Below are 25,826 nucleotides of genomic sequence, written 5' to 3'. Positions count from 1 at the left end.
TGCACTCCCGGCTACGGGGTGTCGGTTAGCCTGCGTGTTCCTGTAATTTCTGTTCGGCTTCCACCAGGCGCTGACGGGCTGCCGTCAGGGCATCGGCAGCGCTGCTCTCGTCACGTTCCAGTTTGCGCAGGTCGGCACGGGCGAAGGCCACTTCGGTTTTCAGGGCGCGGGTGGCCTCATCGATCGGCTGTTTATCCATGCGTACCAGTGTTGGTACAGGCTTGCCGGCCATCGCTTCGGCCGCGTGGAGAGTTTGTTCGGCCTGGGCCATCGCCTCGCGCAGACTGCCTAGTTCGACGTCATCGCGGTCGGCTTTCTCGGCTTTTTTCAGCTCGGCGCGTTTCATCGCCAGTTCAATCTTGGCTTTTTTCAGGGCGCTATCGTCGCCAGCTTTGGCTGACGCGGCGGGCGACTGGGTGTCCAATTCAGCCAGCAGTGCTTCTGCGGCCTGCAACTGCACGCGCAGTTCCCTCAGCTGTTCAGGGCTGGGGGTCTCGGTTTTCTCCAGCTTGCGCAGCTGGGCGCGGAGCATGGCCGCGTCGATCTTGGCTTTCTTCAGGGCGCCGTCGTCGACCGGCTGTGGTGGCGGGGCGGCCTGGCTTTGCAGGCTACTCAGGGCCTTTTCGGCCTCCTCGAGCTGCTGGCGCAGGCGGGCCAGTTCGGCCAGCTGGTCGTCATCCGGGGCTTCGAGTTTTTCCAGCTTGCGCAACTGGGCGCGGAGCATGGCCGCGTCGATCTTGGCTTTCTTCAGGGCGGTATCGTCAGCCGGCTTCGGCGCGGGGGCGGCCTGGCTTTGCAGGGCGGCGAGGGCCTTTTCGGCTTCTTCGAGCTGCTGGCGCAGGCGGGCCAGTTCGGCCAGCTGGTCGTCATCCGGGGCTTCGAGTTTTTCCAGCTTGCGCAACTGGGCGCGGAGCATGGCTGCGTCGATCTTGGCTTTCTTCAGGGCGCCGTCGTCGACCGGCTTCGGCGCGGGGGCGGCCTGGCTTTGCAGGCTGCTCAGGGCCTTATCGGCCTCTTCGAGCTGCTGGCGCAGGCGGGCCAGCTCGGCCAGTTGGTCGTCATCCGGGGCTTCGAGTTTTTCCAGCTTGCGCAGTTGCGCGCGGAGCATGGCCGCGTCGATCTTGGCTTTCTTCAGGGCCGCATCATCCGCCGGAGGCGCCGCTGCGGCAGCTGGGCTGGACAGCATGGCGTTGTCCAGAGCCTGCTGTGCGGTTGTTGCGGCACTGCGCAGCTGGTCGACCTGGGCCTGCATCTCGGGCGTGGCGTGGCTCGCCAGTTGTTTCTCGGCCTTCTTCAGCGCGACCTGGGCCATGCTGGCTTCGATCTTGAGTTTCTTCAGTTCATCGCTGAGGCCGGCCGGCTTGGCTGTGTGCGCGCCATCGTCAGTGCCCACTGGCGCCGCAGCTTGGGCGGCTTTGGCGCGGGCGGCTTTCTCGGCGCGGGCTTTGCGCTCGGCTTCTTTCTGCTCTTCGGCGCGGCGCAGGCGCTCCTGGCGCAACTCAAAGCGCTGCTTGGACTGCTCGGCCTTGAACTGCTTCTGTTCCAGATCGCGAATTTCGCCCTTGGCCGCCCGGTAGTACTGCACCAGGGGAATGCTCGACGGGCAGACATAGGCGCAGGCGCCGCATTCGATGCAGTCGAACAGGTTGTGTGCCTTGAGCTGCTCGTGTTCCTGGCCGATGGCGAAGAAGTGCAGCTGCTGCGGCAGCAGGCTGACCGGACAGACCTCTGCGCATTCACCACAGCGGATGCAGGGCAAGGCCGGTGGCGGCGCTGGCAATTCTGCGCTGGTCGCGGCGAGCAGGCAGTTGGTGGTTTTGATCAGGGGTACGTCGAGCGATGGCAGGGTAAAGCCCATCATCGGCCCGCCCATGATCAGGCGGTTGAGCTTGCTGCGGTCTAGGCCGGCAAACTCCAGCAGTTCGCCGACCGGGGTGCCGAGCAACGCCTCGACGTTCATTGGTCGCGCCAGAGCCTCGCCGGTCAGGGTAGTGATGCGCGAGATCAGCGGTTTGCCGAGAACCACGGCATCGTGGATGGCTTTGCAGGTGCCGACGTTCTGGCAGAGGATACCGATATCCGCTGGCAGACCGCCGCTGGGCACTTCGACGCCGGTGAGAATCTGGATCAGTTGCTTCTCGCCGCCGGAGGGGTATTTGGTCGGGAAGACCCGCAGTTGATAGCTGCGCTCGCTCAAGGCCGCGCGCAGTGCGGCGATGGCTTCTGGTTTGTTGTCTTCGACGCCGATCAGAACCTGGTCGGGCTGGATCAGTTGCGCGACGATGTCGATGCCGGAGATCAGCTGCTGGGTCCATTCGCGCATCAACAGGTCGTCGGCCGTGATGTACGGCTCGCACTCGGTACCGTTGATCACCAGCGTATGGATTTTCTGAGTTGGCCGCGCGTTGAGCTTGACCGCCGTGGGGAAACCGGCGCCGCCCAGGCCGCTGATCCCGGCCTGGCGAATCATCTCCAGCAGGCTGCTGGTTTCCAGGTGGCGGTAATCCGGGCAGGGTGTCAGTGCACACCACTGATCCAGTCCGTCGCTGTCGATGACGATGGCCTGGGCGAGCATGCCGGAAACATGGGGATAAGGCTGCGGGCCGATAAAGCTGACCGTGCCGGAGGTCGGGGCATGCAGCGGCACGCTGACGAAACCGGTGGCGGCGGCGATCAGCTGGCCCTTGAGTACCCGTTGGCCCAGGTTGACCACAGGCTCGGCCGCTGCGCCGATGTGCTGGTTGAGCGGCAACACCAGGCGCTTGGGCAGCGGTGCCGGCTGGATCGGCGTGCGGTTGGAGAGTTCTTTACGCTCCGGCGGATGGATGCCGCCGGGGATATCCCATACCAGGGGTTGCATCGCCGTCATGCTGCCTGCTCCCGGTCGGTAGCGATCAACTGGCCGGGCGCCAGGGGTTTGCTCCACTTCCAGCTTTGCACGCTGCTGCCAAGCGGGATCATGTCGATGCAGTCTACCGGGCAAGGTTCGACGCACAGGTCGCAGCCGGTGCATTCGGAGACGATTACCGTGTGCATCTGCTTGGCCGCGCCGACAATGGCGTCCACCGGACAGGCCTGGATGCACTTGGTGCAGCCGATGCACTCGGCCTCGCGAATGTAGGCGACCATCTGCGGTTTTTCGCCTTCCACCGCGTCCAGCGGTTCGGCTTCGACATCCAGCAGGTCGGCCAGGGCCTGGATGGTCGCTTCGCCGCCCGGTGGGCATTTGTTGATCTTGTCGCCGCCGGCAATCGCCTCGGCATAGGGCTTGCAGCCTGGATAGCCGCACTGGCCACACTGGGTCTGCGGCAGCAGGCCGTTGATCTGCTCGGCGATCGGGTTGCCTTCGACCTTGAAGCGCACCGCGGCGAAACCGAGGATGGCGCCGGCCACCAGGCACAGCGCCAGCAGGGCAAGCACCGCGCTGAACAACAGACTCATAGCTTGATCAGCCCGGTAAAGCCCATGAACGCCAGCGACATCAGACCGGCCGTGACCATGCCGATAGCGGCACCCTGGAAGGTTTTCGGCACGTCGGCGATGGCGATGCGCTCACGCATGGCGGCGAACAGCACCAGCACCAGGGAAAAGCCGAGGCCGGCGGCGAAACCATTGGCGGTGGCGGTGATAAACGTGAACTCGGCCTTGTTGGCATTGAGCAGGGCCACGCCAAGGACGATGCAGTTGGTGGTGATCAGCGGCAGGAAGATACCGAGCACGCGGTACAGCAGCGGACTGGTCTTGTTCACCACCATCTCGGTGAACTGCACCACCACGGCGATCACCAGGATGAAACTGATGGTGCGCAGGAATTCGATATCCAGTGGCTCGAGCACGTAATGCTGGACCAGGTAGCTGCACATGGCCGCCAGGGTCAGGACGAAGGTGGTGGCAAGGGAGAGGCCGATGGCCGTCTCGATTTTCTTCGACACGCCCATAAACGGGCACAGGCCGAGGAATTGCACCAGCACGAAGTTGTTGACCAGGATGGCGCTGACCATGATCAAGGCGAGTTCGGTCATTGCGGGTTCCGTTGGTGGACAGGGCAAGGCCGTAGGCAAAGGGTTGTCTATTATCGGGAAGCCTGCCCGGCCATACAAGCTGGATCACTGTTGCTGAATGGCAAGCATAAGGCTGGCGCAGCGTATTGGGGGTACGCTGCGCCTATACGCCGCAGTAGCGTTACTTGACCCGCTGGCCCGGCTTGGCACCGCTGTCCGGGCTGAGCAGGTAGATTTCCTCGCCACCGGGGCCGGCTGCCAGGACCATGCCTTCGGACACGCCGAACTTCATCTTGCGTGCGGCCAGGTTGGCGACGTAGAGGGTCAGGCGGCCTTCCAGCTGACTCGGGTCCGGGTAGGCGCTCTTTATCCCGGAAAACACGTTGCGCTTGCCGTCGCCGATGTCCAGGGTCAGGCGCAGCAGCTTGTCGGCGCCTTCGACGAACTCGCACTTCTCGATCAGGGCGATACGCAGGTCGACTGCGGCAAAGGCGTCGAAGGCGATTTCCGCAGCCAGCGGCTCCTTGGTCAATTCGCCATTGCCTTGCGGCGCACTCTCGGTCTGGCTGGCGGCGAGGTCTTCTTTGGAGGCTTCGATCATGGCGTCGATTTTCGCAGGCTCGATACGGGTCAGCAGGGCGCTGAACGGGTTCAGTTGGTGGTTGGCCAGCAGGCTCTGGTGGTCGTTCCAGGTCAGCGGCGCAACATTGAGGAAGGCTTCGGCATCGGCGGCCAGTTTCGGCAGCACCGGCTTGAGGAAGATCAGCAGCTGGCGGAACAGGTTGATGCCCAGGGCGCAGATGGCCTGGACCTCGTCCTGCTTGCCATCCTGTTTGGCCAGGGACCAGGGCGCCTTGTCGGCGATCCAGGCGTTGGCGCGGTCGGCCAGGCCCATGATTTCGCGCATGGCGCGGGCAAAGTCACGCGCCTCGTAGGCCTCGGCGATGCTCGGCGCGGCGGCCTGGAAAGCCTCGGTCAGCTCGGGTGCGGCGTTGCCGGCGACCAGCACGCCAGCATTGCCCTTGTGGATAAAGCCGGCGCAGCGGCTGGCGATATTGACCACCTTGCCGACCAGGTCCGAATTGACCTTCTGCACGAAGTCTTCGAGGTTGAGGTCGAGGTCGTCGACGCCGCGCGCGAGCTTGGCGGCGTAGTAGTAGCGCAGATATTCCGGGTTCAGATGATCGAGGTAGGTGCGCGCCTTGATAAAGGTGCCGCGCGACTTGGACATCTTCTGGCCGTTGACGGTCAGGTAGCCGTGCACGTTGACCCCGGTCGGCTTACGGTAGCCGGCGCCTTCGAGCATCGCTGGCCAGAACAGGGCGTGGAAGTTGACGATGTCCTTGCCGATGAAGTGATACAGCTCGGCTGTCGAGTCCTTGCCCCAGAAGGCGTCGAAGTCCAGTTCGGGAGTGCGTGCGCAGAGATTCTTGAAGCTGGCCATGTAGCCGACAGGGGCGTCCAGCCAGACATAGAAGTACTTGCCGGGTTCGTCGGGGATCTCGAAGCCGAAGTAGGGCGCATCGCGGCTGATGTCCCATTCCTTCAGGCCGGAATCCAGCCATTCGGCGATCTTGTTGGCCACTGCGTCCTGCAGGGCGCCGCCGCGGGTCCAGCCTTTCAGCATGGCCTCGAAGTCCGGCAGCTTGAAGAAGAAGTGCTTGGAGTCGCGCAGCTCCGGCACCGCGCCGGAGATCGCCGAGCGCGGGTTCTTCAGCTCGGTGGGCTCATAGGTGGCGCCGCATTTCTCGCAGTTGTCGCCGTACTGGTCCTCGGCGCCGCACTTCGGGCAGCTGCCCTTGATGAAGCGGTCGGCGAGAAACATGCCCTTTTCCGGGTCGAAGTACTGGGTCACCGAGCGGGTGGCGATATGCCCGGCGTCGCGCAGTTTCAGGTAGATCGCCGCCGACAGCTCGTGGTTCTCTTCGGAGTGGGTCGAGTGGTAGTTGTCGAAGTTGACCAAAAAGTCGCCGAAGTCGGCAGTGTGCTCGGCCTTGACGTTGTCAATCAGCTGTTCCGGGGTGATGCCTTCTTTCTCGGCGCGCAGCATGATCGCCGAGCCATGGGCATCGTCGGCGCACACATAGATGGCCTGGTTGCCGCGCAGCTTCTGGAAACGCACCCACATATCGGTCTGGATGTACTCGAGCATATGGCCAAGGTGAATCGAACCATTGGCATAGGGCAGGGCGCTGGTAACGAGAATCTTGCGGGCTTCGCTCATGGGAATCGGCTGCACTGGTATAACGAAAGAAGTCGGCAACTATATAGGCGGCGCGGATTTTTTTCATCCGCTGGATCGTCTGGGCAGGTGGCGCTGCATCGACCAGGGGCGATGATGAGCCAGAGAGGCGGTGCGCACGGCGCAGTCTACGGGGTAATATGCCCGCCTGTTTTACTCGGTCTTTCCCTGGGAGTCTTCTATGTCCGTCACCCGCGCAGCGATCGAAGCTGCACTGTCCCAATACACCGATCCCCACCTTGATCAGGATCCTGTCAGCGCCGGTTGTCTGCGTGAAGTGGATATCCAGGGCGGCAAGGTCAGCGTGCGTCTGCAGTTGGGTTACGCTGCTGGCCTGTTCAAAAGCGGCTGGGCGCAGATGCTGCAGATGGCCCTGGAAAACCTCGAGGGCGTCGACAGCGCGCAGGTGCAGGTCGACTGCGTGATCGAGGCGCACAAGGCGCAGGATCAAGTGCCGGCGCTGGCCAGCGTGAAGAACGTGATCGCGGTGGCTTCGGGCAAGGGCGGGGTGGGCAAATCGACCACCGCCGCCAACCTGGCGTTGGCGCTGATGCGCGAAGGGGCCAGGGTCGGCATTCTCGATGCGGATATCTATGGGCCTAGCCAGGGCATCATGTTTGGCCTACCTGAGGGTACGCGGCCCGAGATCAAGGATCAGAAATGGTTCGTGCCGCTCAAGGCCCATGGCGTCGAAGTCATGTCGATGGCCTTTCTGACCGACGAAAACACCCCGGTGGTATGGCGCGGGCCAATGGTCTCCGGTGCGCTGATCCAGTTGATCAGCCAAACCGCTTGGGGCGACCTGGATTATCTGGTGGTCGACATGCCCCCGGGCACTGGCGACATCCAGCTGACCCTGGCGCAGAAAGTGCCGGTGTCCGGCGCGGTGATCGTCACCACGCCGCAGGATCTGGCGCTGCTGGATGCCAAGAAGGGCGTGGAGATGTTCCGCAAGGTGAATATCCCGGTGCTCGGTGTGGTGGAAAACATGGCAGTGCACATCTGCTCGAACTGCGGGCATGCCGAGCACCTGTTCGGTGAAGGGGGCGGTGAGAAGCTGGCGGCGCAGTTCGGTGTCGACCTGCTGGCGTCCTTGCCCCTGTCGATGGCCATCCGCATGCAGTCCGACGGCGGCAAGCCGACCACTATCGCCGACCCGGAAAGCCAGATCGCCATGATCTATCAGGAGATTGCTCGCAATGTCGGCGCGCGTATCGCTCGGGGTGAGCGGCAGGCGCAGGCCATGCCGAGTATTGTGGTCAGCGAGGACTGAATGAGTCAGCGCCGTGCGCCTGGGGCGCACGGCGTAGGCGACGGATTAGCGCCCACAAAAAAGCCCCGCACATGGCGGGGCTTTTTCTCAAGCGAGGTTAGATCAGGTTATGCAACCTGAACTTCCTCAGCTTGCATGCCTTTCTGACCACGGGTGGCCACGAAAGTCACTGCTTGGCCTTCTTTCAGGCTCTTGAAACCATCGCTCTGGATAGCTTTGAAGTGTACGAACAGGTCGTCACCGGATTGCGGAGTGATAAAGCCGTAGCCTTTCTCATCGTTAAACCACTTGACGGTACCATTCTGACGATTCGACATGTTATGTCTCCTAACAATTTTTAATAACAGCCCTGGAAAAGCCCAGGCCGGGACTGAGTGCAACGAGTACTAGGAGTCGGACGATGTTTGGATCGAAATCTAGGCATCAAGTAGCGATTCGCGGTGACACATGCAGCACAGTGGCGCTACTGTACTCGTTTTTAACGCTAAGCGCGAACGCTCTGTACACCTTTCTGTTATTTGGCGACGGCTGAAGCAAAGCGCAGGCTTGCGTGATGACGTTGGTCGACAGCCTTTGAACCCTGCCGCCGGCCCCGGTAAGATGCGCTCACTTTTTCATCACCCGCTTATTCAGGACGCCCGCCATGAGCATCAAATCGGATAAATGGATTCGCCGCATGGCGCAGGAACACGGCATGATCGAGCCTTTCGTCGAGCGCCAGGTGCGCACCGAAGGCAGTCAGGCGCTGATCTCCTACGGTGTATCCAGCTATGGCTACGATGTGCGCTGCGCCGATGAGTTCAAGGTGTTTACCAACATCAACTCGGCCACCGTGGATCCGAAGAATTTCGATGAAAAGAGCTTCGTCGACGTAAAGAGCGATGTCTGCATCATTCCACCGAACTCCTTCGCCCTAGCCCGCACCGTCGAATTCTTCCGTATCCCACGTAATGTACTGACCATCTGCCTGGGCAAGAGCACCTACGCGCGCTGCGGCATCATCGTCAACGTCACCCCGCTGGAGCCCGAGTGGGAGGGTCATGTGACGCTGGAATTCTCCAATACCACCACCTTGCCGGCGAAGATCTACGCCAACGAAGGCGTGGCCCAGATGCTCTTTTTCGAGTCCGACGAGGAGTGCGAAGTGTCCTATAAGGATCGCGGCGGCAAGTACCAGGGGCAACTCGGCGTAACTTTGCCGAAAGCCTGATCGTTCTGCTGGACCACGAAAAAGCCGGTTTCCGCGCACTGTGGGAACCGGCTTTTTCTTGCCTGCAATTTGGTGATCAGGGCGCCAGTGGCAGCTCGCGCTTGTGCCGGCTGTTGTCGTAGGTGCGGGTGATGATGGCGTAAGCCTCGTCGCGGACCGGCTGGCCATGCAGGAATGCGTCGATCTCGGCGTAACTGACGCCGTGCGCTTCTTCGTCCGGCTTGCCCGGACGCAATTCCTCCAGGTCGGCGGTGGGCACCTTGAACACCAGGCTTTCCGGTGCGCCAAGCTGCTTGGCGATGGCCCGCACCTGGCCTTTGACCAGGCCGCTGAGCGGTGCCAGGTCGCAAGCGCCGTCCCCGAACTTGGTGAAAAAGCCCATGACCGCCTCGGCAGCATGGTCGGTGCCGATGACCAGGCCGTTATTGGCGTTGGCAATGGCGAACTGGGCGACCATGCGCATGCGGGCCTTGATGTTGCCGACGACGAAGTCGCGGCGTGCCTCGCTGAGCTTCTGCAGGTGGCTGACCTGCTCGCCAAGTGCGTACACGCTGTCGGCGATGTTCACTGTGTCTTCTTCGTCCGCGCGGATAAATTCCAGTGACGCCTGGGCGTCGTGCTCGTCGTGCTGGGTGCCATGGGGCAGGCGCACGGCAATGAAGCGATACGCGGCGTCGTTCGTCTCGTTGCGCAGCTCTTCCACACTCTGTTGCGCGAGGCGTCCAGCGGTCAGCGAATCGACCCCGCCGCTGATGCCCAGCACCAGTACTTTCAGGCCCGCGTTACGCAGGCAATTCTTGATAAAGGTTTTGCGCCGCTCGATCTCTGCCAGCAGGGCGGTTTCGTCGGCAAAGGGGGGCACCACGTTCAGGGCGGTGGCGATCTCGGCTTGGCGGCTGCTCATGGTGGTTCCTTAGTGCAAGTCGGTTGCGCAGATGAAAGTGAAACCTGCTCGTTGGGTAATGCGGCCAGTTGGCATGGCGTGGCGCAGGCGCTGCAGGATCATATGCCAACTGTGGCCTTGCGTTAATCGTCAATGGCCGTGGATTAGGTGAAAATTCAGGCAAAAAAATAGGCGCCATGGGCGCCCGGAGAATCAATCGATGCATCTGCTTTGAGGCATGCCGACACATAAGGTTCAGTCTTGGCGGTAGTGCTGTTCACTTTAGGGGGCGCTGATCCTGCTGTTCCACCTCCGTCGCGCCCTGTCGCCTGTGGCTTTCGCCAATTTACCCAGCTACAAAAATACTGCTCAGTTGGCTTAAAAGAACAGCATTGCAGTCTTGGCGAGCTATCGGCGCTGAAACATTCGGAAAACCTGTCCGGCGGGGTATTGCCCAAAGTGCCCGGACGGCTTTGCTAAGGTGGGGCTAAGCAGGCTCGTGTCCGTCAGCATGCGAAGATTGAGTGGGAGGAATGAGGTATGACGACCTGGAAGATCACATACAGTAAAGATGAGCGCACTGAGGTGTTCGAGCTTCAGTCCGCCAGCAAGCCGAGCCTGGAAGAGGCGGTAATGCATCTGCTCAAAATGGCCGAGCAGGTGTACGAGCGCGAGGAACCCAGAGACCTTCCGAATGAAATCCAGACCCCAGCTGTGCGTCTGGCTGAGTGTTACGGCATTACCATTACCGGGATTACTCGCGACTGACCATTGTCCAGCGCCCGGCAGGCTCGGGGTGCGCGGTCGCAGGCCCAAGTTGTGCGCAAAAAAAAGGCGCCCAAAGGCGCCCTGAAATAATGATCTATGGAGTAAGTCCGTCAATTCAGAGCGCAGACCTGGCAGCTTGGTTCAGCCGTCGCCGACCAGCGGTAACTATTTTCCGGGTGTCAGGATCAGGCGTTTACTGCCGTAGACCTTCTCAAGGTTCTGCGGCTGAAACGGGAAGCTCATGTACTGGCCCTTGCGCCAGGCCTCGATGCCGTCGGCGTAATGCTCACTCGCCGGGTTGCCGGATTGGCCGGAGCTGTTCAGGCCGATCAGTGGCTCTTCGCGACCGAAGTCGACCACGATGCGCATGGCCGGAATCAGCCAGGTGTCGAAGTCCTGTCCCCAGCTGTAGGCCGATACGTTGAGGGTGCTGTGGTCGCCGCCGGCCGGGTAGGGGCCGCGGTCGAGGTAGTCCTTCAGTGCGTTGATTGCGGCGCGCTGGCTGGTGCTCATGTAGGGCGCCAGTTTGCTGGTTTCACTGATCCAGGTGTAGCTGTGCAGCTTGCCCCATTGCCAGCCACTGCGCTCACTGCCGAGCTTGGTTTCGGCGAAGGTCACGGCGGCGGCCAGGCTGCGGGCGAGAATGGCAGGCTTGTCTTCTTGCTCGGCGCTGCCGATATCGTTCCAGAATGGACTGTCGTCGCGGCCAAGCAGGTGGTCGGCCTGGGCCGAATAGGATTGCTTGGCGGTTTCCACCAGAGCCAGCCAGGGCGCACTGGTATCGGGGCCCAGTTCATCGAGGAAGATCTGCCGCGCGCTTTCGTGCAGGAAGGCACCATAGAGTGCGGCATCCCCCGAGCTTGCCCTGAGATTGCCGTCGAATGCCATCAGTCTGCTGTAGGCTTCGCTCGCCTTTGCGCGTTCCTGCGCGGGCAGGGCAGCGATGGCCTGTTGCAGCGGCTCGGCCATGCCGGGGGCTGTGAACATGCTTTGCAGCTTGCTGACGAAGGGGCTGGTCTGGTCGTATTGCATGGCAATCATGCTGCGCGTGTCGTGCCTGCCGCTGCCAGCCAGTTGTGCGAGGCGCTCGTAGCGCTCCGGGTAGAACCAGGAATTGGACAATTGCATGCCATAACCGCGTGGCACGGTGCGATTGTTGGCGGTGCCCAACCAGCCTTGCTGCGGGTCCTGGTCGTAGGGATGCAGCATGGGGTCGGCGAAACCATCCCAGTCGTAGCGGCCATCCCAGCCAGGCGAGGGCATCAGGCCAAGGCCTTCGCGGCGATTGGGGAAGCGCCCGGTGACTTGCCAGCCGATGTGCTGGGCGTCGGCGAAGACGATGTTCAGTGGCATGGCTCGCACTTCACGGGTGGCTTCGAAGGCTTGCTCTACCGACTGCGCGCGGGACAGATCGAATAGCGCATCGAGGCTCTGGTCCGTCTCGAATTGGCTGGTCTGCAGGGCCAGGCCGTAACCGCTGCCCAGCTGCAAGGGCTGGAAAGGGTGCTTGCGTTCGCCCAGTACCGAATTGAGCAGCGGCCCGTGACGGGTCTCGAAGATGGTTTCGCGGATCGGTCGCTGACCCTTGATGAAGAAGGTCTCCTGGCGCTCCCGGGCGGGCAGCCATTTGCCCTCGGCCTGATAATAGAGGCGGTTGCCTCGGCGTTGGATTTTCTCCAGGAACAGGTCCTGGTTGTCGCCCATGACCATGGTCATGCCCCAGCCGAGCTTGCCGTTGAACCCTGCGACGATGGCCGGCACACCGGCAATCGACACGCCCGCGGCCTGGAATTTCGGTGAGCGGATCTGGACGAAGTTCCACGCCGATGGCATCGCCAGTGGCAGGTGGGTGTCGTTGGCCAGCAGGCTTTTGCCGCTCCGGCTGTTCTGTGGGGCAATGGCCCAGTTATTCGATGCTGCGACGCCGAGCATGTGAGCGCTGGCGAGTTGGCTGGCGGCATTCTTGATGGCGGCCAGGCCGGGGACTTGTCCGCTCAGGGTCAAACCCTTGAGTTTTTCGGCCTCATCGAACGGTAGCGGTTCGTTCGGGTAGGTGGGCAGCAGCCAGGCGAGTTGGTCGCTGCCGACTTTCTGCGCCAGCACCAGTGCGGCGATTTCTTCCTGCAGGTTGACCGCCAGGCCGAAATTCAGCAGGCAGAACACCAGCACCGAGTCTTCGGCTTTCCAGTAGGGCGGCCGATAGCCGGATTGGGCCAGGTCCATCGGCAGCTTGTCGCGATAGCGGAACAGGTAGGCATTGACGCCGCGGGCGTATACCTCGAAGAACTTCTTCATTCGTGGCGAGGCGCTGTCGTAGAGCACTGCGGCACTTTTTTTCAGGTTGACCGCGCGCATCAGGCGATCGATTTCCAGTACGCCGGGGCCTGCCATCTCCGCCAATCGGCCTTCGGCCATCAGGCGCAGGCCGACCATCTGGCTGAGGCGGTCGCTGGCATGCACATAGCCCAGGGCGAACAGCGCGTCGTGGAAGGTGTTGGTTTCGATCAGCGGCATGCCCAGGGCATTGCGTCGCACCACAACGGTTTGTGCCAGGCCCTGAATGCGCACGCTGCCTTGGTCCGGCTGCAGGCTATCGCGGTAACGGCTGTCGAGAATCGACTGGCAGCCGCTTAACGCCAAGCCGCTAGCAAGGGTGGCGGCGAGGCCCAGATGGGCCATGGGACGGAATGCGCGCGATAGCATGCGGCGAGCTCCTTGCAGAACGCAGGACAGGAAAGATCGGTGGAGAAAGTGCCGGCCAACCCCTGAAAGCCTGCCAGGGTCAGTTGCCGGGTTGCTTCAGGCCTTCGTCGAGCAGCCAGCGCGCGGCTGTGCGAGCGGCAGCCTTGTGCTGCAGTTCCAGTTCATTGAAGCGTTTTTCGTGCTGGCGCCGCTCGCTCGGGTCCAGTGCCTTCCAGTTCGCATGGGTCGGCACCTGGGCGGTGGCTTCGAACAGCAGGTGAAACACCTGGCAGCGACTGTCCTGGCTGAGCGCAGTGTCGTAGTTGTCCAGCAGCACCTTGATCCGAATAGCGCCTTCGATCAATGGCAGCTGGCTATCGAGCAGGCTGCTGGCGAGCACCTGCAAGTCGCCAGCCAGACGTTCACGGCGCTGGTTTTCTGCCTGCGCCACGTTGCGCCGTTGCGCCCAGACTCGGCGCCACAGCAGCAAGGCATACAGCGCAAGGGCCGTCACCAGCAGGGCGCCGGCCAACAGAAGCAGTAGATTCAAGGTGCTCATGGGCACATCAAGCACCGTGGCATTTCTTGAACTTCTTCTGGCTACCGCACGGGCAGGGGTCGTTGCGACCGACATCTTTCAGGGTGTTGCGCACCGGCTCCTGGTGAGCATGGTTGCAGTCCGGGCCATGCACGTGACCGTGATCGTGATCGTGATCGTGGTCATGATCAGGCTCGGCGTGGTTGCAGTCGGGACCGTGTACGTGGGCTTGTTGGTTCATGTGCATTTACTCAGGAATGAAATCGCCGGGGATTATCTCGCCATTACGCGACATGTGCACGCTGCGCCCGAACATCAAGCCAGTTTTTACCTGACCTTCGAGGCGATAGCGGATCGGCTCTTCGGGTCGCTCAAGCAATTTGACGATTTGTCGTAGGTGCCGCCAGAGGTTGGTGCGCACCGGGACATCGAACACATGGTGACCATGGGCCGGAACCGTGAACCAGGTATTGGTTTCGCCTTCTGCCAGTTTCACCTCGTTGAGGTGCACCCGATAATCCAGGCCGCGCACCGGCAGGCTCATGCTGTTGGGGTTGTCGATGCGAAAACGCAGGACGAACTGCTGCTCCAGCAACTTGGCCCTGATGACTTCGACTTTGACCAAGCTGACATCCGGATCCTTGAATCCCCCGCTCATCCAGGTGGAACATCCACCGATGCTGGAAAATAGGCCGAACAACATCAATAGGCTGAGAGTTCTTATAGTTAGCGCCTGGGAAAACATTTCATACTCCAAAGGACGCGTCAGTGTAACAAGCACGTGCTTCGCTGCAACGTGTTGTGCGAGATTGTGAAGTAACGCCCGCCTGCCGGGCCATCCCCCATGCGGCTGGCCGCTAACGTCTGGAGGCGGCGCCGCGACAGCATTCGATGGTTTTACGGCCTCTGCGGGTACAAGCCTGCGCCATACTGGGCGCTGATGAAGACAGGAGAGTGACCATGGTTCGTTATGAGATCGCCTTCACCGGCCAGTTAGTGCCGGGGGCGCAACTGGAGTCGGTGCAAGCTAATCTGGCCAAGTTGTTCCAGGCTGATGCTCAGCGTATTGCCTTGCTGTTTTCCGGTCGGCGCATTGTGATCAAGAACAACCTGGATGCAGCGGGCGCGGAAAAATACCGCAGCACCTTGCTGCGCGCCGGTGCTCAGGTCGAAGTGAGGGACATGGCGGAGGAGATCGAGTTGGCAGCGCCGCCCGCCGCCGAAGGGGTTGTGCCTGCGGCAGCGGCGGATGCGCCTGTCGGCAAGCGGCTGAAAGTGCTGCCGCGCGATGAGTACATGGCGGCGTTCTCCGAGGTTGATGCGCCGGATTTTGGAATCGCCCCGCTTGGTGAGGACTTGCAGGATGAGAAGCCTGCGCCGCAAGCACCGCCTGTCGATCTGTCGCAATTCAGTCTGGCGCCTGCCGGTAGCGACATGGGTGAGATAAAGCCCGCACCGGCGCCGCCACCTCCGGATATTTCCCATCTGAAATTACAGGAATAGGCCTAGGTCGGGATTGCTCCCGACCTTGTCGCAGCACCCGGCAGGCGCACAGAGCCGTTCACCGAAGGCTAGTACGGGCTTTGCTGCGCGCGGTTGAAATGCGCGTGGATCTGCAGCCGGCAGCACCACCGTCGCGTTATTCCAGCGCGACGCGCCGAGCACCTTGTGTGGAGCAAACGGGTGAGCCGCTCAATGAGCGCAACGGCATCGCCGTTGTACCCGGATGAACCGGTCTGCTGCGTTTTTTTTCAGACAAATCCCGCGCAGCATTTCTTGAATTTCTGTCCGCTGCCGCAAGGGCAGGGGTCATTGCGGCCAGCCTGTAGCGCGACCGTAGGGTCAATAAAGTACCAATGGCCCTTGTGCTGGACGAAGGCGGAGCGTTCGCGGTGGGCATGTTCGCCGCTGTCATCGTGCCAGCGGGCGGTAAAGGTCACGAAAGCATGCTCCGGCTCGCCGCCCAGTACTTCAGAGGTCTCGACGTTGAGGCTAAGCCAGGTGCTGTGCAGGCTCCAGGCACTGATAGCGGCGCGATCCAGGCCCGGCTGTTGAGCCACCAGGGTAGTCGCCAGGAGGTAATCAACCAGTCCCAGTACATAGGCGCTGTAGCGGGAGCGCATGAGTATTTCGGCGCTCGGCGCCGGCAGCCCCGCATGGTAGCGACCGCAGCACTCGCTGAGTGAGTCGCCACTGCCGCAAGGGCAGCTTGGCGGAACGGCGTTGACTGTGTGCATGTGGTTCACCACCAGTATTTGCCAAAATTTTCCGGGTTGGCCCAGAACTTGGCATTCAGCCAGGCGGGCACCTGCTTGTAGTCGAGCAGGTCGTAGGTGAACAGGCTCAGGGTCTGTTCGCCTCGCTGAAAGCGCTCGCTGGCTTGCAGGGCCAGGGCGAAGAAATCGGTGTCCTGCCAGGCGCAGGCCTGCAGGTCGACCAGCACGGCCAGGCGACTGGCATTCAGGTTGCGGATGCCTCCGAGCAGCTCCAGCCCGGTTCGCTTGGGCAGGTGTTCGAGGCAGTCGACGACCAGCGCCAGGTCGAATCGTTGAGCGGCCAGTTCCGCCGGCAAGGTGCCTGCGGCGGCATGGGCGACTTGGCAATCGGCATGTGCGGCCCTGAAAGCGTCCAGCGCCGGCAGTTCGCTGGCGCCTATCAACAGCAGGCGGCTGGGTGCGTAACGCTCCAGTAGAGCGGCTAGCGCTTGTTGTGGCGTGCGGGAACTAATGCTCGCGGTCATCGATAATCCTCGATCGGTTCCGAAAAGACTAACGCGCGGCTGCGTGAAGGCCTAGAGCCGATGATTTTTAGAGTATTTAAATGAAGTCTGGCGAATTCTAAAGCAGAGGTCTTTAATCCATAAGTGTCGGTTTTCGTCCGATCCCTACTGGAGATATGCATATGAGCATCATAAGGAAAGCGGTACCCCTAATTTTGACGACAAGTTTCTTGACGGGTTGCGCCGGTTTGCAAAAAACCGATTGGCCGATGTGTGCGGCAGTTGGTGGTGTGGGCGGCGCGGCACTGGGCGCTATCGAGAGTTCGACCTGGGCGGGTGGCGGCGCGTTGGTCGGTGCCGGCATGGCGGCGGCCTATTGCTGGGTGCATGGCGCCGGCGAGGAAGAAGAAATGGCGATGGTAGAGGAGGTGATGGTCGAGGAGCCTGTCATGCCTGAACCCGTCGCAGAAGCTGTTCGAGTCGAACTGGATGTGAAATTCGATTTCGACAAGGCTCAAGTGAAAGAAGGCAGTTTTGCCGACATCAAAAACCTTGCAGACTTCATGGCGCAATACCCGCAAACCACCACCGTGGTTGAAGGGCATACCGACTCCGTCGGTACCGACACTTACAACCAGGGTCTGTCCGAGCGTCGTGCCAACGCTGTTCGCGATGTGCTGGTCAACCAGTATGGTGTGGCAGGTAGTCGCGTCAACTCAGTAGGTTATGGCGAAACTCGACCGGTCGCTGACAACTCGACTGCTGAAGGTCGGGCAATCAACCGTCGAGTTGAGGCTGAAGTCGAGGCACGGCCTTAACTGTAGCCATGTGCACCCTCACGGAGGGTGCACTTGTACTATCCAGAGGGTGCGCTTAACTCCTGTGTTACCGGCGTGCTGCTGGTAATACAGGAGATACACCATGAGAACCAGACTCTTCAGAGTTGCTTTCCCCCTTCTCTTGGCCAGTAGTATTCTTTCTGGTTGCGTCACGACTTCCAGTACGGGAGACGCAGTACTCAACCAAGGGAACTGGCCCTTGTGCACTGCGATTGGAGGCCTGGCCGGTGGTGGCCTAGGCGCAATCGAGAGTTCGGCTTGGGCAGCAGGCGGTGCCGTGGCCGGAGCGGTCATAGGCAGCCTTATTTGCTATGCCCAGGACGGTGATGAGGATGGCGATGGCGTGTTTGATCGTCGCGACCGTTGTCCCGGTACACCACCCAATACTTCGGTGCGCCACAATGGCTGCCCATACACGGAGTATGCGAGTCCAGCGCAAGCGATGGAGCCTGATGAGCCTGTAGTGCCGGTTCGCGTCGAGTTGGACGTCAAGTTCGACTTTGACAAGTCGGTCGTCAAGGAAGGCAGTCAGGCCGACATCAAAAGTCTCGCTGACTTCATGACGCAGTATCCGCAGACCACTACGGTTGTCGAGGGGCACACCGATGCCATCGGCTCCGATGCCTATAATCAAGGCTTGTCCGAGCGGCGTGCCAATGCGGTGCGCGACATACTGGTCGAGCAGCATGGTATCGAAACCAACCGGGTATCGGCTGTAGGTTACGGCGAATCACGCCCTGTTGCCGATAACGACACCGAGTCTGGACGCGCGATCAACCGAAGGGTCGAAGCCGCGGTCGAAGCGCTGCCGTAGCCGACGTTACCTGATACGGGCCGATCTTTGATCGGCCATGTATCTGGCGCGGCGGAGGCCGCTGCACTTTTTGCTAGCCTGGCGCAAAGCAGTTAAGGTGCCGCAGAACAAACAGCTGCCAGGGGCGAACATGAAAATCTTGTTGGGGTTGGGGAAAGTGCTGACCGCATTATTTTGGGGCGTGGTCTTGGCCAATCTGATCAATCCGTTCGCGCAACCTTTTGCACTGTTGCTGAATATGGCGGGCGCTTTGCTTGTATTGATCCACGGATTGGAGTTGTGGCTATTCAATGAGCGTGTGAACGGGCGTACTCGGCTGGGTCTCGAGCGCGTACAGATATTACTGTTCGGCATCTTTCACTTGCAGGGATTGTCGTTGGCACCGGCGCAGCTGGTGAGCGCGCCCCTGGCGCAGGTGGAGGTCGAGCATGCGTAGCCTGTTGCTATTGGCCGCACTCTGCAGCCCGCTGGCACTGGCGCAGAGCCTGATCGAGGTGCAGTCGCATACCATGCTGCGATTGCCCGCGACAACCCATGTGTTGCAGGTGGAGCGCTTGCACATCGCAGATCATGGCACCTTGCTGATTCCGTCCGGGCTGACTGACATGCATGTCGCGGAACTGCGCCTGGGACGTGACGCGCGAATTGCCATTGCACCTGGCGAGCAGCCATTTCGTCTCGACGTGGGCAGCGGTGAGGTCGCTGCCGGCGCGCAGATCAGCGTGCGTGGTGCCCCGGGATCGTTCCTGCAGCCGGCATTGCCGGGTCGGACGCTGAGCCTTCGCCTTGTGGGTGTGGTAACCGAGGCCCTCCTGGTCGATGCCCGAGGTGGCATGGGTGCGCCAGGTTACTCCGGTCTGGATGGTGCGGATGGCAAGCCGGGCGGCTGTGCCTGGGGTCAGGCCAGTCGCGGCCATGATGGGTTGCGCGGCGGCGATGGCCAGGCCGGAGCCAGGGGTGGGCAAGTGCGCCTGGAGGTGCCGCTGGACTTTCCTCTGGAGCGGTTGCAGGTGCGCCTCGATGGCGGCGCTGGTGGCTCTGCCGGCAATGGCGGAAACGCTGGGGCTGGTGGCGCGAGCAAGGGCTGCTGGCTGTACAGCACTTCGCATGCCCGTGATGGGCGCTCCGGTCAGTCCGGCCAATCAGGCATTGCAGGGGCGGCAGGCAATCTGGATGTAGTGCGCTTTTAACTCAGCGGCTCCAAGGCCAGGAGCGTAATGCGCTCCTGGCTCGCCCTCAAAAGCCTGGGCGGGTGGCCGCGATGCTGATCAGGCCCAGACCCAGAATCAGGTTGATTCCCACCAGGCGGCGAATTCGCCCGAGCACGGCACCGCCGCTCGGCCAGTCTTCAGCGGCCACCGCGCGACGCAGTTCAGGCAGTTGCAGCGCCTGTACACGGAGAAACAGCGCGAGCATGGCGATATACAGGCCAATCATGATGTGGACATAGCGCGGCGCGGCCTCGAAGCCGGCAAAGCGCAGGTTGAGCATGACCACGCCGGTGATCGGCAGCACTATCACGGCCGCCCAGACCCAGTAGAAGAAGCGCTGAAATACCTCGAGCCACAGTTTCAAGCGAGCCGGCGCCTCTAGTGCGCTGACGGCGGCAGGGCGCAGGATCATCCAGGCGAAGAACATGCCGCCGACCCATGCGAGTGCGGCGAGCAGATGCAGGGCGTAGGTCACAGCGTAAGGTGTCATGTAAAACTCCAGTCCGGGTTCTGCGCATTATCGATTAGCGCGCTATGATAGCGGCCGTTGCAAGACACTGAAAATTTATCCAGCCTTTTCGCGCCCAGACCCCACGTCCAGATCCCATGCTCAGTACCGAACTCAAGTCCCAGATCCAGGGCGCCTACACGCGTTTTCTCGAAGCCAAGTCGCTCAAGCCGCGCTATGGCCAACGGCTGATGATCGCCGACATCGCCAAGGTGCTGGGGGCGATCAAGGTCGACGGGGAAGGCCGGCGTGAGGGTGAGCCGGCCGTGGTGGCGGTAGAAGCCGGTACTGGCACCGGCAAGACAGTGGCCTACTGCCTGGCGGCGATTCCCGTGGCCAAGGCTGCCGGCAAGCGTCTGGTGATAGCCACCGCGACAGTGGCCCTGCAGGAGCAGATCGTCCACAAGGATCTGCCCGACCTGATGCGCAACAGTGGTCTGAGCTTCAGCTTCGCCCTGGCCAAGGGCCGGGGCCGCTACCTGTGCCTGTCCAAGCTCGACATGCTGTTGCAGGAAGGCCAGGCGCAAAGTGCCACCGCCCAGTTGTTCGAGGAAGAAGGCTTCCGTATCGACGTCGACGAGCAGAGTCAGAAACTGTTCGTGGTCATGATGGAAAAGCTCGCCGGCAACAAATGGGATGGCGATCGCGACAACTGGCCCGAGGAGCTGGAGGACGCGCGTTGGTCGCAGCTGACCACCGACCACAGCCAGTGCACCAGCCGGCATTGCCCGAACTTCCAGCAGTGCGCCTTCTACAAGGCCCGCGAGGGCATGGGCAAGGTCGATGTGATCGTCACCAACCACGACATGGTGCTCGCCGACCTGGCGCTGGGCGGTGGCGCGGTGCTGCCCGACCCGCGGGAAACCCTCTATGTATTCGACGAAGGTCACCATCTGCCGGACAAGGCTATCGGTCACTTCGCCCATTTCACCCGCTTGCGCTCGACCGCCGATTGGCTGGAACAGACCGCGAAGAACCTCAGCAAGCTGCTGGCCCAGCACCCGTTGCCGGGTGATCTGGGGCGCTTGATCGAACAGGTTCCGGAGCTGGCGCGGGAGATCAAGACCCAGCAGCAGTTCATGTTCAGCGCCTGCGAGCAGGTGGCCGAGTTCAAGCCCGGCGAAGACATGCAGGGCCGTGAACGACCGCGTCATCGTTTCGTTGGCGGTCAGGTGCCGGAGCACCTGCGTGAGCTGGGAACGGAGTTGAAGAAGGGTTTTTCCAAGCTGTCCGAGCTGTTCACCGGAGTGACCGAAAAACTCAAGGAAGCGATGGATGGCGAGGCCACAATCGGCATCGCCAGTCACCAGGCCGAGGAGTGGTATCCGCTGTTCGGCAGCCTGCTGGCGCGTGCCCATGGTAGCTGGGAGCTGTGGCTGGCCTTCACCGCCGAAGACCCCGAAGACAGTCCGCCGATGGCGCGCTGGCTGACCCTGGCCGACAGCGGTGCGCTGTTCGACATCGAGGTCAATGCCAGCCCGATCCTGGCCGCCGAAACCCTGCGTCGCAATCTGTGGAATGTGGCCTATGGCGCCCTGGTGACCTCGGCAACCCTGACTGCGCTGGGTACCTTCGATCGCTATCGGATGCGTGCCGGCCTGCCCAAGGTGGCGGTGACCTCCGTGGTGCCGAGCCCTTTTCATCATGCCGATGCCGGCGTTCTGCGGGTGCCGAACCTGAATGCCGATCCGCGTGATGCGGTGGCACACACGGCAGCGATCATTCGCGATTTGCCAGCATTGGTGGAAGGCTCGCGCGGCACCCTGGTGTTGTTCTCCTCGCGTAAACAGATGCAAGACGTGTTCGAGGGGCTTGAGCGCGATTGGCGCAAGCGGGTATTTATCCAGGGCAATCTGTCCAAGCAGGAAACCCTCAACAAGCACAAGGCGCGGGTCGACAGCGGCGAAGACAGCGTGTTGTTCGGTTTGGCCAGTTTCGCCGAAGGCGTCGATCTGCCCGGCGCCTACTGCGAGCATGTGGTGATCGCCAAAATCCCCTTCGCGGTGCCGGATGACCCGGTGGAGGCGGCGCTTGCAGAGTGGATCGAAGCGCGCGGTGGCAACCCCTTTATGGAGATCGCCGTGCCCGACGCCTCGCTGCGCCTGGTCCAGGCCTGCGGGCGCTTGCTGCGTACCGAAGCCGACCGCGGCACCATTACCTTGCTCGACCGGCGAGTGGTGACCCAGCGTTATGGCAAGGCAATTCTCAATGCGCTACCGCCCTTTCGGCGAGAGATCAGTTAGCCGGCTGCCCGGGTTCCCAAGTGCATGCCGGGCTGGAACAATGCGCGGCTGATCACCCATTCCCCATACCAAGGAGCCGTTTGTGCAGATACAGGGCTATTTCGACCTCAAGTTCGAGGCGGTCAAGGACGCCTTCGCCGCCCTGTTCGACGACCCACAGGAGCGTGGTGCCGCGCTCTGCGTGCAGATCGCCGGCGAGACGGTGCTGGATATCTGGGCCGGGGTGGCCGATAAGGATGGCCAACAGGCTTGGCACAGCGACACCATCCTCAACCTGTTTTCCTGCACCAAGACCTTTGCCGCCGTCACCGCCTTGCAACTGGTCGGCGAGGGCAAACTCGAACTGGACGCCCCCGTTTCCCGGTATTGGCCAGAGTTCGCCGCCGCTGGCAAAGCCAGGATCACCCTGCGTCATTTGCTCAGTCATCAGGCCGGGTTGCCGGCGTTGCACCAGATGCTGCCGGCAGAGGCCTTGTACGACTGGCAGGCGATGACCAGCGCCCTGGCGGCCGAAGAAGCCTGGTGGCCACTCGGCGAGGGGCATGGCTATGCGCCCATCACCTATGGCTGGCTGGTTGGCGAACTGTTGCGGCGCGTCGAAGGCTGCGGCCCGGGTGAGTCGATAGTCGCGCGCACCGCCAAACCGCTGGGCCTGGACTTTCATGTCGGTCTGGCCGATGAAGATTTCGACCGCGTGGCACATATCTCCCGCGGCAAGGGCAGCATGGGTGATGCCGCCGCCCAGCGCCTGCTCAAGGTCATGATGAGCGATTCGACCGCCATGACTACGCGGGCATTCAGCAACCCGCCGTCGATCATGACCAGCACTAATAAGCCGCAGTGGCGTCGAATGCAGCAACCGGCGGCCAACGGTCACGGTAATGCACGCAGTCTTGCCGGTTTTTACAGCGGTTTGCTCGATGGCCGCTTGCTGGAAAGCGAGTTGCTCGATGAGCTGACCCGTGAGCATGGTGTCGGTGATGACAAGACCCTGCTGACCCGCACGCGCTTCGGTCTGGGCTGCATGCTTGATCAACCCGGGGTGGCCAATGCCACCTATGGCATGGGCGCGCAAGCTTTCGGGCACCCGGGTGCGGGTGGTTCCAGCGGCTTCGCCGATCCGGAGCGTGATGTGGCATTTGGCTTCGTGGTCAACAATCTAGGACCGTTCGTCTTGATGGACCCTCGAGCGCAGAAACTTGCGCGGGTATTGGCAGATTGTTTGTAGAAAGCTCGGCTAAACTCCGGGCACAGCTTGCTTGTTTTTATGTGCTTATGCCGGCCCTTCGCTGGTTTCTTTTGACTGTTTCGTAGTAGGTGTCCGATGCTAGCCAACAAACCCCTCGCCTTCGTCCTGTGTCTGCTTCTCGCCGGTTGTGTCGGCTCTGAGAAGATCAAACAGCCACGAGTGGTTGCCATGCCCGACCCGGAAGTCACCCAGGCCTGGCTGGACGATTACGAACCGCGCGTGCGGGAGGCGATCAAAGGCAGCCACTTCGAGTTGGAACGGCGCGAGAACCTGCTGGTGGTAACCGCTCCGGTGCTGGGCAGCTTCAATCCGGACCGTCCATTGATGCTGCTGCCAGTGACCCTTGGGCCGATCAGCCGGGTTGCCAAACTTGCGGAAAACGACCAGAGCGTTGCCGTGCTCGTGCTCGGCCATGCCGACAGCAGTGGCGTCGCTACGGCCAACCGCGAACTCAGTCATGAGCGGGCGCGGGCCTTTACCGCGATTTTCCGCTTGAGCGGGTTGAAGCAGAATCGCCTGATGGTCAAAGGCATGGGCTCGGACATGCCGCGTGCGGCCAATGACAGCGTCGAGGGTCGCGAACTGAATCGGCGGGTGGAAATCATGCTGACCTCGAAGGGCACCATGAAGGGGCTGGTCGCCAAGTACAGTCAGCCGGCTCCGGCCGCTACGCCGGCGCTGGTCGCAGTCCGCAGCAAGCAGCAAGACAGTGCCAGCTCGGTTACCGGCAAGTAGTTACTTGCTCTGGATCAAGCCAAGTACGGCGCGTCCGGGTAAGCTAGGCAGCCTCCGTTCTAGAGGGCTTTGTCATGACCCAGACCCTGGCCGATATGCGCCGCGACTACACCCGTGATGGCTTGTGCGAAACGCAGGCGCCTGGCGAGCCATACAGCTTGTTCAAGCAATGGTTTGCCGACGCGCTGAAGACCGAGCAACCGCCGGTTGAGCCCAATACCATGACCCTGGCCACTGTAGATGCCGAGGGTTGCCCGCATTGTCGGGTGCTGCTGCTCAAGGGTTTGGACGAGCGTGGTTTCACCTTCTTCAGCAACTACGACAGTGCTAAAGGCGAGCAATTGGCCGCCAGGCCCTATGCGGCCATGACCTTTTTCTGGCCGACCCTGGAGCGCCAGGTGCGCATCGAGGGACGGGTCGAACGCGTCACCGCGGCCGAGTCCGATGCCTATTTTCAGGTGCGTCCGCTGGGCAGTCGCCTGGGCGCCTGGGCTTCGCCACAGAGCCAGGTGATCAAGGACCGCGCCGAGCTGGAACGTTTGCTGGCGCAAGTCGAAGAGCGCTTTCTCGATCAGGCGCCCCACTGTCCGCCACATTGGGGCGGTTATCGCCTGCTGGCCGAGCGTGTCGAGTTCTGGCAGGGCCGTGCCAGTCGTCTGCATGATCGCCTCGACTATCGCCTGCACAACGATGTCTGGAGCCGCGAGCGGCTGGCCCCCTGATTACGCGCGCGTCTGAAAAGTTCGCGCCTGCTGCGGCCGCCTACAGTCCGGTTACCTTGAGAAAATCCGTGATCCCCATGGTGCACTTGCCCTGGGCAGTGCGCCGATGGGCTCATCGGAGCGGCACAAAAGTTGGCGGTTTGTCGCTGCGCTCCGAACGGATCACGGCACGCGTCCTCGGAAGGGCGCTCGAGATTTTCACAAGCGCTCAGGGCGCGCGGTAATCGGCGGCCGCGCGTTCCAGCCAGGCGTGCAGCTCACGACGTTTGACCTTGCCGGCCTGGGCTTCGGCAAGGCGCTGGAGCATATAATTCTTCTTCGCGGCGTCCTTGCCTGCCATCGATAAGGCCAGGTCGCGGTCGGCCCAGCGCTTGATGCGCACGTACAGCCACCAGTGGAAGTAGAGCCCAGCGCAGGTCAGGCTGGCGATGATGAAATAATCCATGGGTGTTCCCTCCTGCGGCGAAGCCTAACCGATAGCCTAAGCTGACTGAAGCAGGCAGGTTGTCGCGCAGGGTTTTTCCGAGGGCAGGATGACAGCTGCGGACTTTGCCGGTCTAATGAGCCCTATATTGCAAACGGAGGCGGTTCTCATGCGTAAGCCTGTTGCGTTGGTTACAGTTTTTACTGCATTGGCTCTGATCCTGGGTGGCTGTGCGTCCAGTCTCACGGGCGACACCTATTCGCGCGATGAAGCCCGCACGGTGCAAACCGTGCGCATGGGGACTATCGAATCGCTGCGGCCGGTGAAGATCGAAGGCACCAGGACGCCGATCGGTGCTGGTGCCGGTGCGGTGGTCGGGGGTGTGGCTGGTAGCGGTGTCGGTGGCGGTCGCGGCAGTGCTGTCGCGGCGGTGATCGGTGCAGTCGCCGGCGGCTTGATCGGTGCCGCCACGGAAGAGGGCTTCACCCGTACCCAGGGTGTCGAAATCACCGTGCGAGAAGATGACGGCACCATGCGCGCCTATGTCCAGGCCGTTGAAGAGAATCAGGTCTTCCGGGTTGGTCAGCGTGTACGGATCATGACCGCCAACGGCACCAGCCGCGTCGCCCCGTAACCCGTGTTCAAGCCGGATCGGCGTCAGCTGATCCGGCTTTTTCGTGCGCGTCATTTAATGGCTTTTATGCTGTTGCCTGGCAACCGCTACAGTCAGACAATCCCGCGGGTTGCGATTTTAGTAATACTTCT

At 61.7% G+C, this 25,826-nt stretch carries 25 protein-coding genes and 2 pseudogenes; 13 read left to right on the top strand and 14 right to left on the bottom strand.

All coding sequences use genetic code 11. The features are described 5' to 3' along the window. Positions 1-25: 25 nt before the first annotated feature. The 4 genes from rsxC to metG all read right to left on the bottom strand — a co-directional run bounded on the left by rsxC (position 26) and on the right by metG (position 6,225). Entirely contained in the window at positions 26-2,869 is a 2,844-nt protein-coding gene (gene rsxC, locus LJY18_RS17335; RefSeq protein WP_238043026.1) for an electron transport complex subunit RsxC, read from the bottom strand. Beyond that, positions 2,866-3,441 carry an electron transport complex subunit RsxB gene (gene rsxB / locus LJY18_RS17330; RefSeq protein ID WP_238043025.1) on the bottom strand — a complete coding sequence of 192 codons (576 nt, stop codon included), beginning with the start codon at positions 3,439-3,441 and terminating at the stop codon, positions 2,866-2,868. Before rsxB ends, rsxC begins: the two co-directional genes overlap by 4 nt. Further along, positions 3,438-4,022 carry an electron transport complex subunit RsxA gene (rsxA, locus tag LJY18_RS17325; protein WP_238043024.1) on the bottom strand — a complete coding sequence of 195 codons (585 nt, stop codon included), beginning with the start codon at positions 4,020-4,022 and terminating at the stop codon, positions 3,438-3,440. Before rsxA ends, rsxB begins: the two co-directional genes overlap by 4 nt. A gap of 160 nt (positions 4,023-4,182) precedes the next feature. Further along, entirely contained in the window at positions 4,183-6,225 is a 2,043-nt protein-coding gene (metG, locus tag LJY18_RS17320; RefSeq protein WP_238043023.1) for a methionine--tRNA ligase, read from the bottom strand. A gap of 199 nt (positions 6,226-6,424) precedes the next feature. On the opposite strand from metG, the gene apbC reads away from it, so the two are divergent. Further along, complete coding sequence (apbC, locus tag LJY18_RS17315; RefSeq protein ID WP_238043022.1) at positions 6,425-7,516, top strand: iron-sulfur cluster carrier protein ApbC; 1,092 nt, start codon at positions 6,425-6,427, stop codon at positions 7,514-7,516. 107 nt (positions 7,517-7,623) lie between these two features. Here apbC and LJY18_RS17310 read toward each other — a convergent pair whose 3' ends face one another. Continuing rightward, a complete protein-coding gene (locus tag LJY18_RS17310; protein WP_079202733.1) occupies positions 7,624-7,833 on the bottom strand; it encodes a cold-shock protein in 210 nt (69 codons plus the stop codon). 326 nt (positions 7,834-8,159) lie between these two features. On the opposite strand from LJY18_RS17310, the gene dcd reads away from it, so the two are divergent. After that, positions 8,160-8,726, top strand: a complete 567-nt coding sequence (gene dcd / locus LJY18_RS17305) for a dCTP deaminase (protein WP_238043021.1) — start codon at positions 8,160-8,162, stop codon at positions 8,724-8,726. 76 nt (positions 8,727-8,802) lie between these two features. Here dcd and nadE read toward each other — a convergent pair whose 3' ends face one another. Next, on the bottom strand, positions 8,803-9,630 hold the full coding sequence (gene nadE, locus LJY18_RS17300; protein WP_238043020.1) for an ammonia-dependent NAD(+) synthetase: 828 nt from the start codon (positions 9,628-9,630) through the stop codon (positions 8,803-8,805). A 519-nt stretch (positions 9,631-10,149) separates the two neighbouring features. On the opposite strand from nadE, the gene LJY18_RS17295 reads away from it, so the two are divergent. Then, positions 10,150-10,377, top strand: a complete 228-nt coding sequence (locus LJY18_RS17295; protein ID WP_238043019.1) for a hypothetical protein — start codon at positions 10,150-10,152, stop codon at positions 10,375-10,377. A 165-nt stretch (positions 10,378-10,542) separates the two neighbouring features. Here the strand turns inward: LJY18_RS17295 and LJY18_RS17290 are convergent, their stop codons facing one another. The 4 genes from LJY18_RS17290 to LJY18_RS17275 form a co-directional block, all read right to left on the bottom strand. Next, on the bottom strand, positions 10,543-13,080 hold the full coding sequence (locus tag LJY18_RS17290) for a penicillin acylase family protein (RefSeq protein WP_238043018.1): 2,538 nt from the start codon (positions 13,078-13,080) through the stop codon (positions 10,543-10,545). A 79-nt stretch (positions 13,081-13,159) separates the two neighbouring features. Continuing rightward, complete coding sequence (locus LJY18_RS17285) at positions 13,160-13,618, bottom strand: DUF2489 domain-containing protein (protein ID WP_238043017.1); 459 nt, start codon at positions 13,616-13,618, stop codon at positions 13,160-13,162. Positions 13,619-13,625: 7 nt separating this feature from the next. Then, positions 13,626-13,838, bottom strand: coding sequence for an SEC-C metal-binding domain-containing protein (locus LJY18_RS17280; RefSeq protein ID WP_238043016.1), 213 nt, complete (start codon positions 13,836-13,838; stop codon positions 13,626-13,628). Positions 13,839-13,844: 6 nt separating this feature from the next. Further along, entirely contained in the window at positions 13,845-14,342 is a 498-nt protein-coding gene (locus LJY18_RS17275) for an LEA type 2 family protein (protein ID WP_238043015.1), read from the bottom strand. Between the two features lie 215 nt (positions 14,343-14,557). Here LJY18_RS17275 and LJY18_RS17270 point away from each other — a divergent pair, with 215 nt between their 5' ends. Beyond that, on the top strand, positions 14,558-15,100 hold the full coding sequence (locus LJY18_RS17270) for a hypothetical protein (RefSeq protein ID WP_238043014.1): 543 nt from the start codon (positions 14,558-14,560) through the stop codon (positions 15,098-15,100). Positions 15,101-15,348: 248 nt separating this feature from the next. Here LJY18_RS17270 and LJY18_RS17265 read toward each other — a convergent pair whose 3' ends face one another. Both LJY18_RS17265 and LJY18_RS17260 read right to left on the bottom strand, forming a co-directional pair. Further along, positions 15,349-15,834: a YchJ family protein gene (locus LJY18_RS17265; protein ID WP_238043013.1), complete on the bottom strand. Its 486-nt coding sequence runs from the start codon at positions 15,832-15,834 to the stop codon at positions 15,349-15,351. 5 nt (positions 15,835-15,839) lie between these two features. After that, on the bottom strand, positions 15,840-16,337 hold the full coding sequence (locus tag LJY18_RS17260) for a DUF6231 family protein (RefSeq protein WP_238043012.1): 498 nt from the start codon (positions 16,335-16,337) through the stop codon (positions 15,840-15,842). Between the two features lie 440 nt (positions 16,338-16,777). On the opposite strand from LJY18_RS17260, the pseudogene LJY18_RS17255 reads away from it, so the two are divergent. The 4 genes and pseudogenes from LJY18_RS17255 to LJY18_RS17240 form a co-directional block, all read left to right on the top strand. Next, positions 16,778-17,134, top strand: a pseudogene (locus LJY18_RS17255) (OmpA family protein); the annotation flags it as partial. Between the two features lie 103 nt (positions 17,135-17,237). Continuing rightward, positions 17,238-17,969: an OmpA family protein gene (locus tag LJY18_RS17250; protein ID WP_238043011.1), complete on the top strand. Its 732-nt coding sequence runs from the start codon at positions 17,238-17,240 to the stop codon at positions 17,967-17,969. 130 nt (positions 17,970-18,099) lie between these two features. Then, positions 18,100-18,405, top strand: a complete 306-nt coding sequence (locus tag LJY18_RS17245) for a DUF1145 domain-containing protein (protein WP_238043010.1) — start codon at positions 18,100-18,102, stop codon at positions 18,403-18,405. After that, positions 18,398-19,159 carry a collagen-like protein gene (locus tag LJY18_RS17240; protein ID WP_238043009.1) on the top strand — a complete coding sequence of 254 codons (762 nt, stop codon included), beginning with the start codon at positions 18,398-18,400 and terminating at the stop codon, positions 19,157-19,159. Before LJY18_RS17245 ends, LJY18_RS17240 begins: the two co-directional genes overlap by 8 nt. 46 nt (positions 19,160-19,205) lie before the next feature. Here LJY18_RS17240 and LJY18_RS17235 read toward each other — a convergent pair whose 3' ends face one another. Continuing rightward, positions 19,206-19,670, bottom strand: a complete 465-nt coding sequence (locus tag LJY18_RS17235; protein ID WP_238043008.1) for a CopD family protein — start codon at positions 19,668-19,670, stop codon at positions 19,206-19,208. Positions 19,671-19,786: 116 nt separating this feature from the next. On the opposite strand from LJY18_RS17235, the gene dinG reads away from it, so the two are divergent. From dinG to pdxH, 4 genes and pseudogenes are all read left to right on the top strand, one after another. After that, entirely contained in the window at positions 19,787-21,931 is a 2,145-nt protein-coding gene (gene dinG, locus LJY18_RS17230) for an ATP-dependent DNA helicase DinG (protein ID WP_238043007.1), read from the top strand. A gap of 82 nt (positions 21,932-22,013) precedes the next feature. Beyond that, entirely contained in the window at positions 22,014-23,159 is a 1,146-nt protein-coding gene (locus tag LJY18_RS17225; RefSeq protein WP_238043006.1) for a serine hydrolase domain-containing protein, read from the top strand. 96 nt (positions 23,160-23,255) lie between these two features. Then, a pseudogene (locus LJY18_RS17220) lies at positions 23,256-23,867 on the top strand (OmpA family protein); the annotation flags it as partial. Positions 23,868-23,989: 122 nt separating this feature from the next. Next, on the top strand, positions 23,990-24,637 hold the full coding sequence (gene pdxH / locus LJY18_RS17215; RefSeq protein WP_238043004.1) for a pyridoxamine 5'-phosphate oxidase: 648 nt from the start codon (positions 23,990-23,992) through the stop codon (positions 24,635-24,637). A gap of 208 nt (positions 24,638-24,845) precedes the next feature. Here the strand turns inward: pdxH and LJY18_RS17210 are convergent, their stop codons facing one another. Next, on the bottom strand, positions 24,846-25,082 hold the full coding sequence (locus tag LJY18_RS17210) for a hypothetical protein (RefSeq protein ID WP_238043003.1): 237 nt from the start codon (positions 25,080-25,082) through the stop codon (positions 24,846-24,848). A 148-nt stretch (positions 25,083-25,230) separates the two neighbouring features. Here LJY18_RS17210 and LJY18_RS17205 point away from each other — a divergent pair, with 148 nt between their 5' ends. After that, positions 25,231-25,695 (top strand): glycine zipper domain-containing protein, encoded by a 465-nt coding sequence (locus LJY18_RS17205; RefSeq protein WP_238043002.1) that lies wholly within the window; start codon positions 25,231-25,233, stop codon positions 25,693-25,695. Positions 25,696-25,826 lie beyond the last annotated feature (131 nt).

Source organism: Pseudomonas sp. MMS21 TM103 (assembly GCF_022132145.1).
In the GTDB taxonomy this organism is placed as follows: Bacteria; Pseudomonadota; Gammaproteobacteria; order Pseudomonadales; family Pseudomonadaceae; genus Aquipseudomonas.
This window is presented reverse-complemented; position numbering and strand designations above follow the sequence as displayed.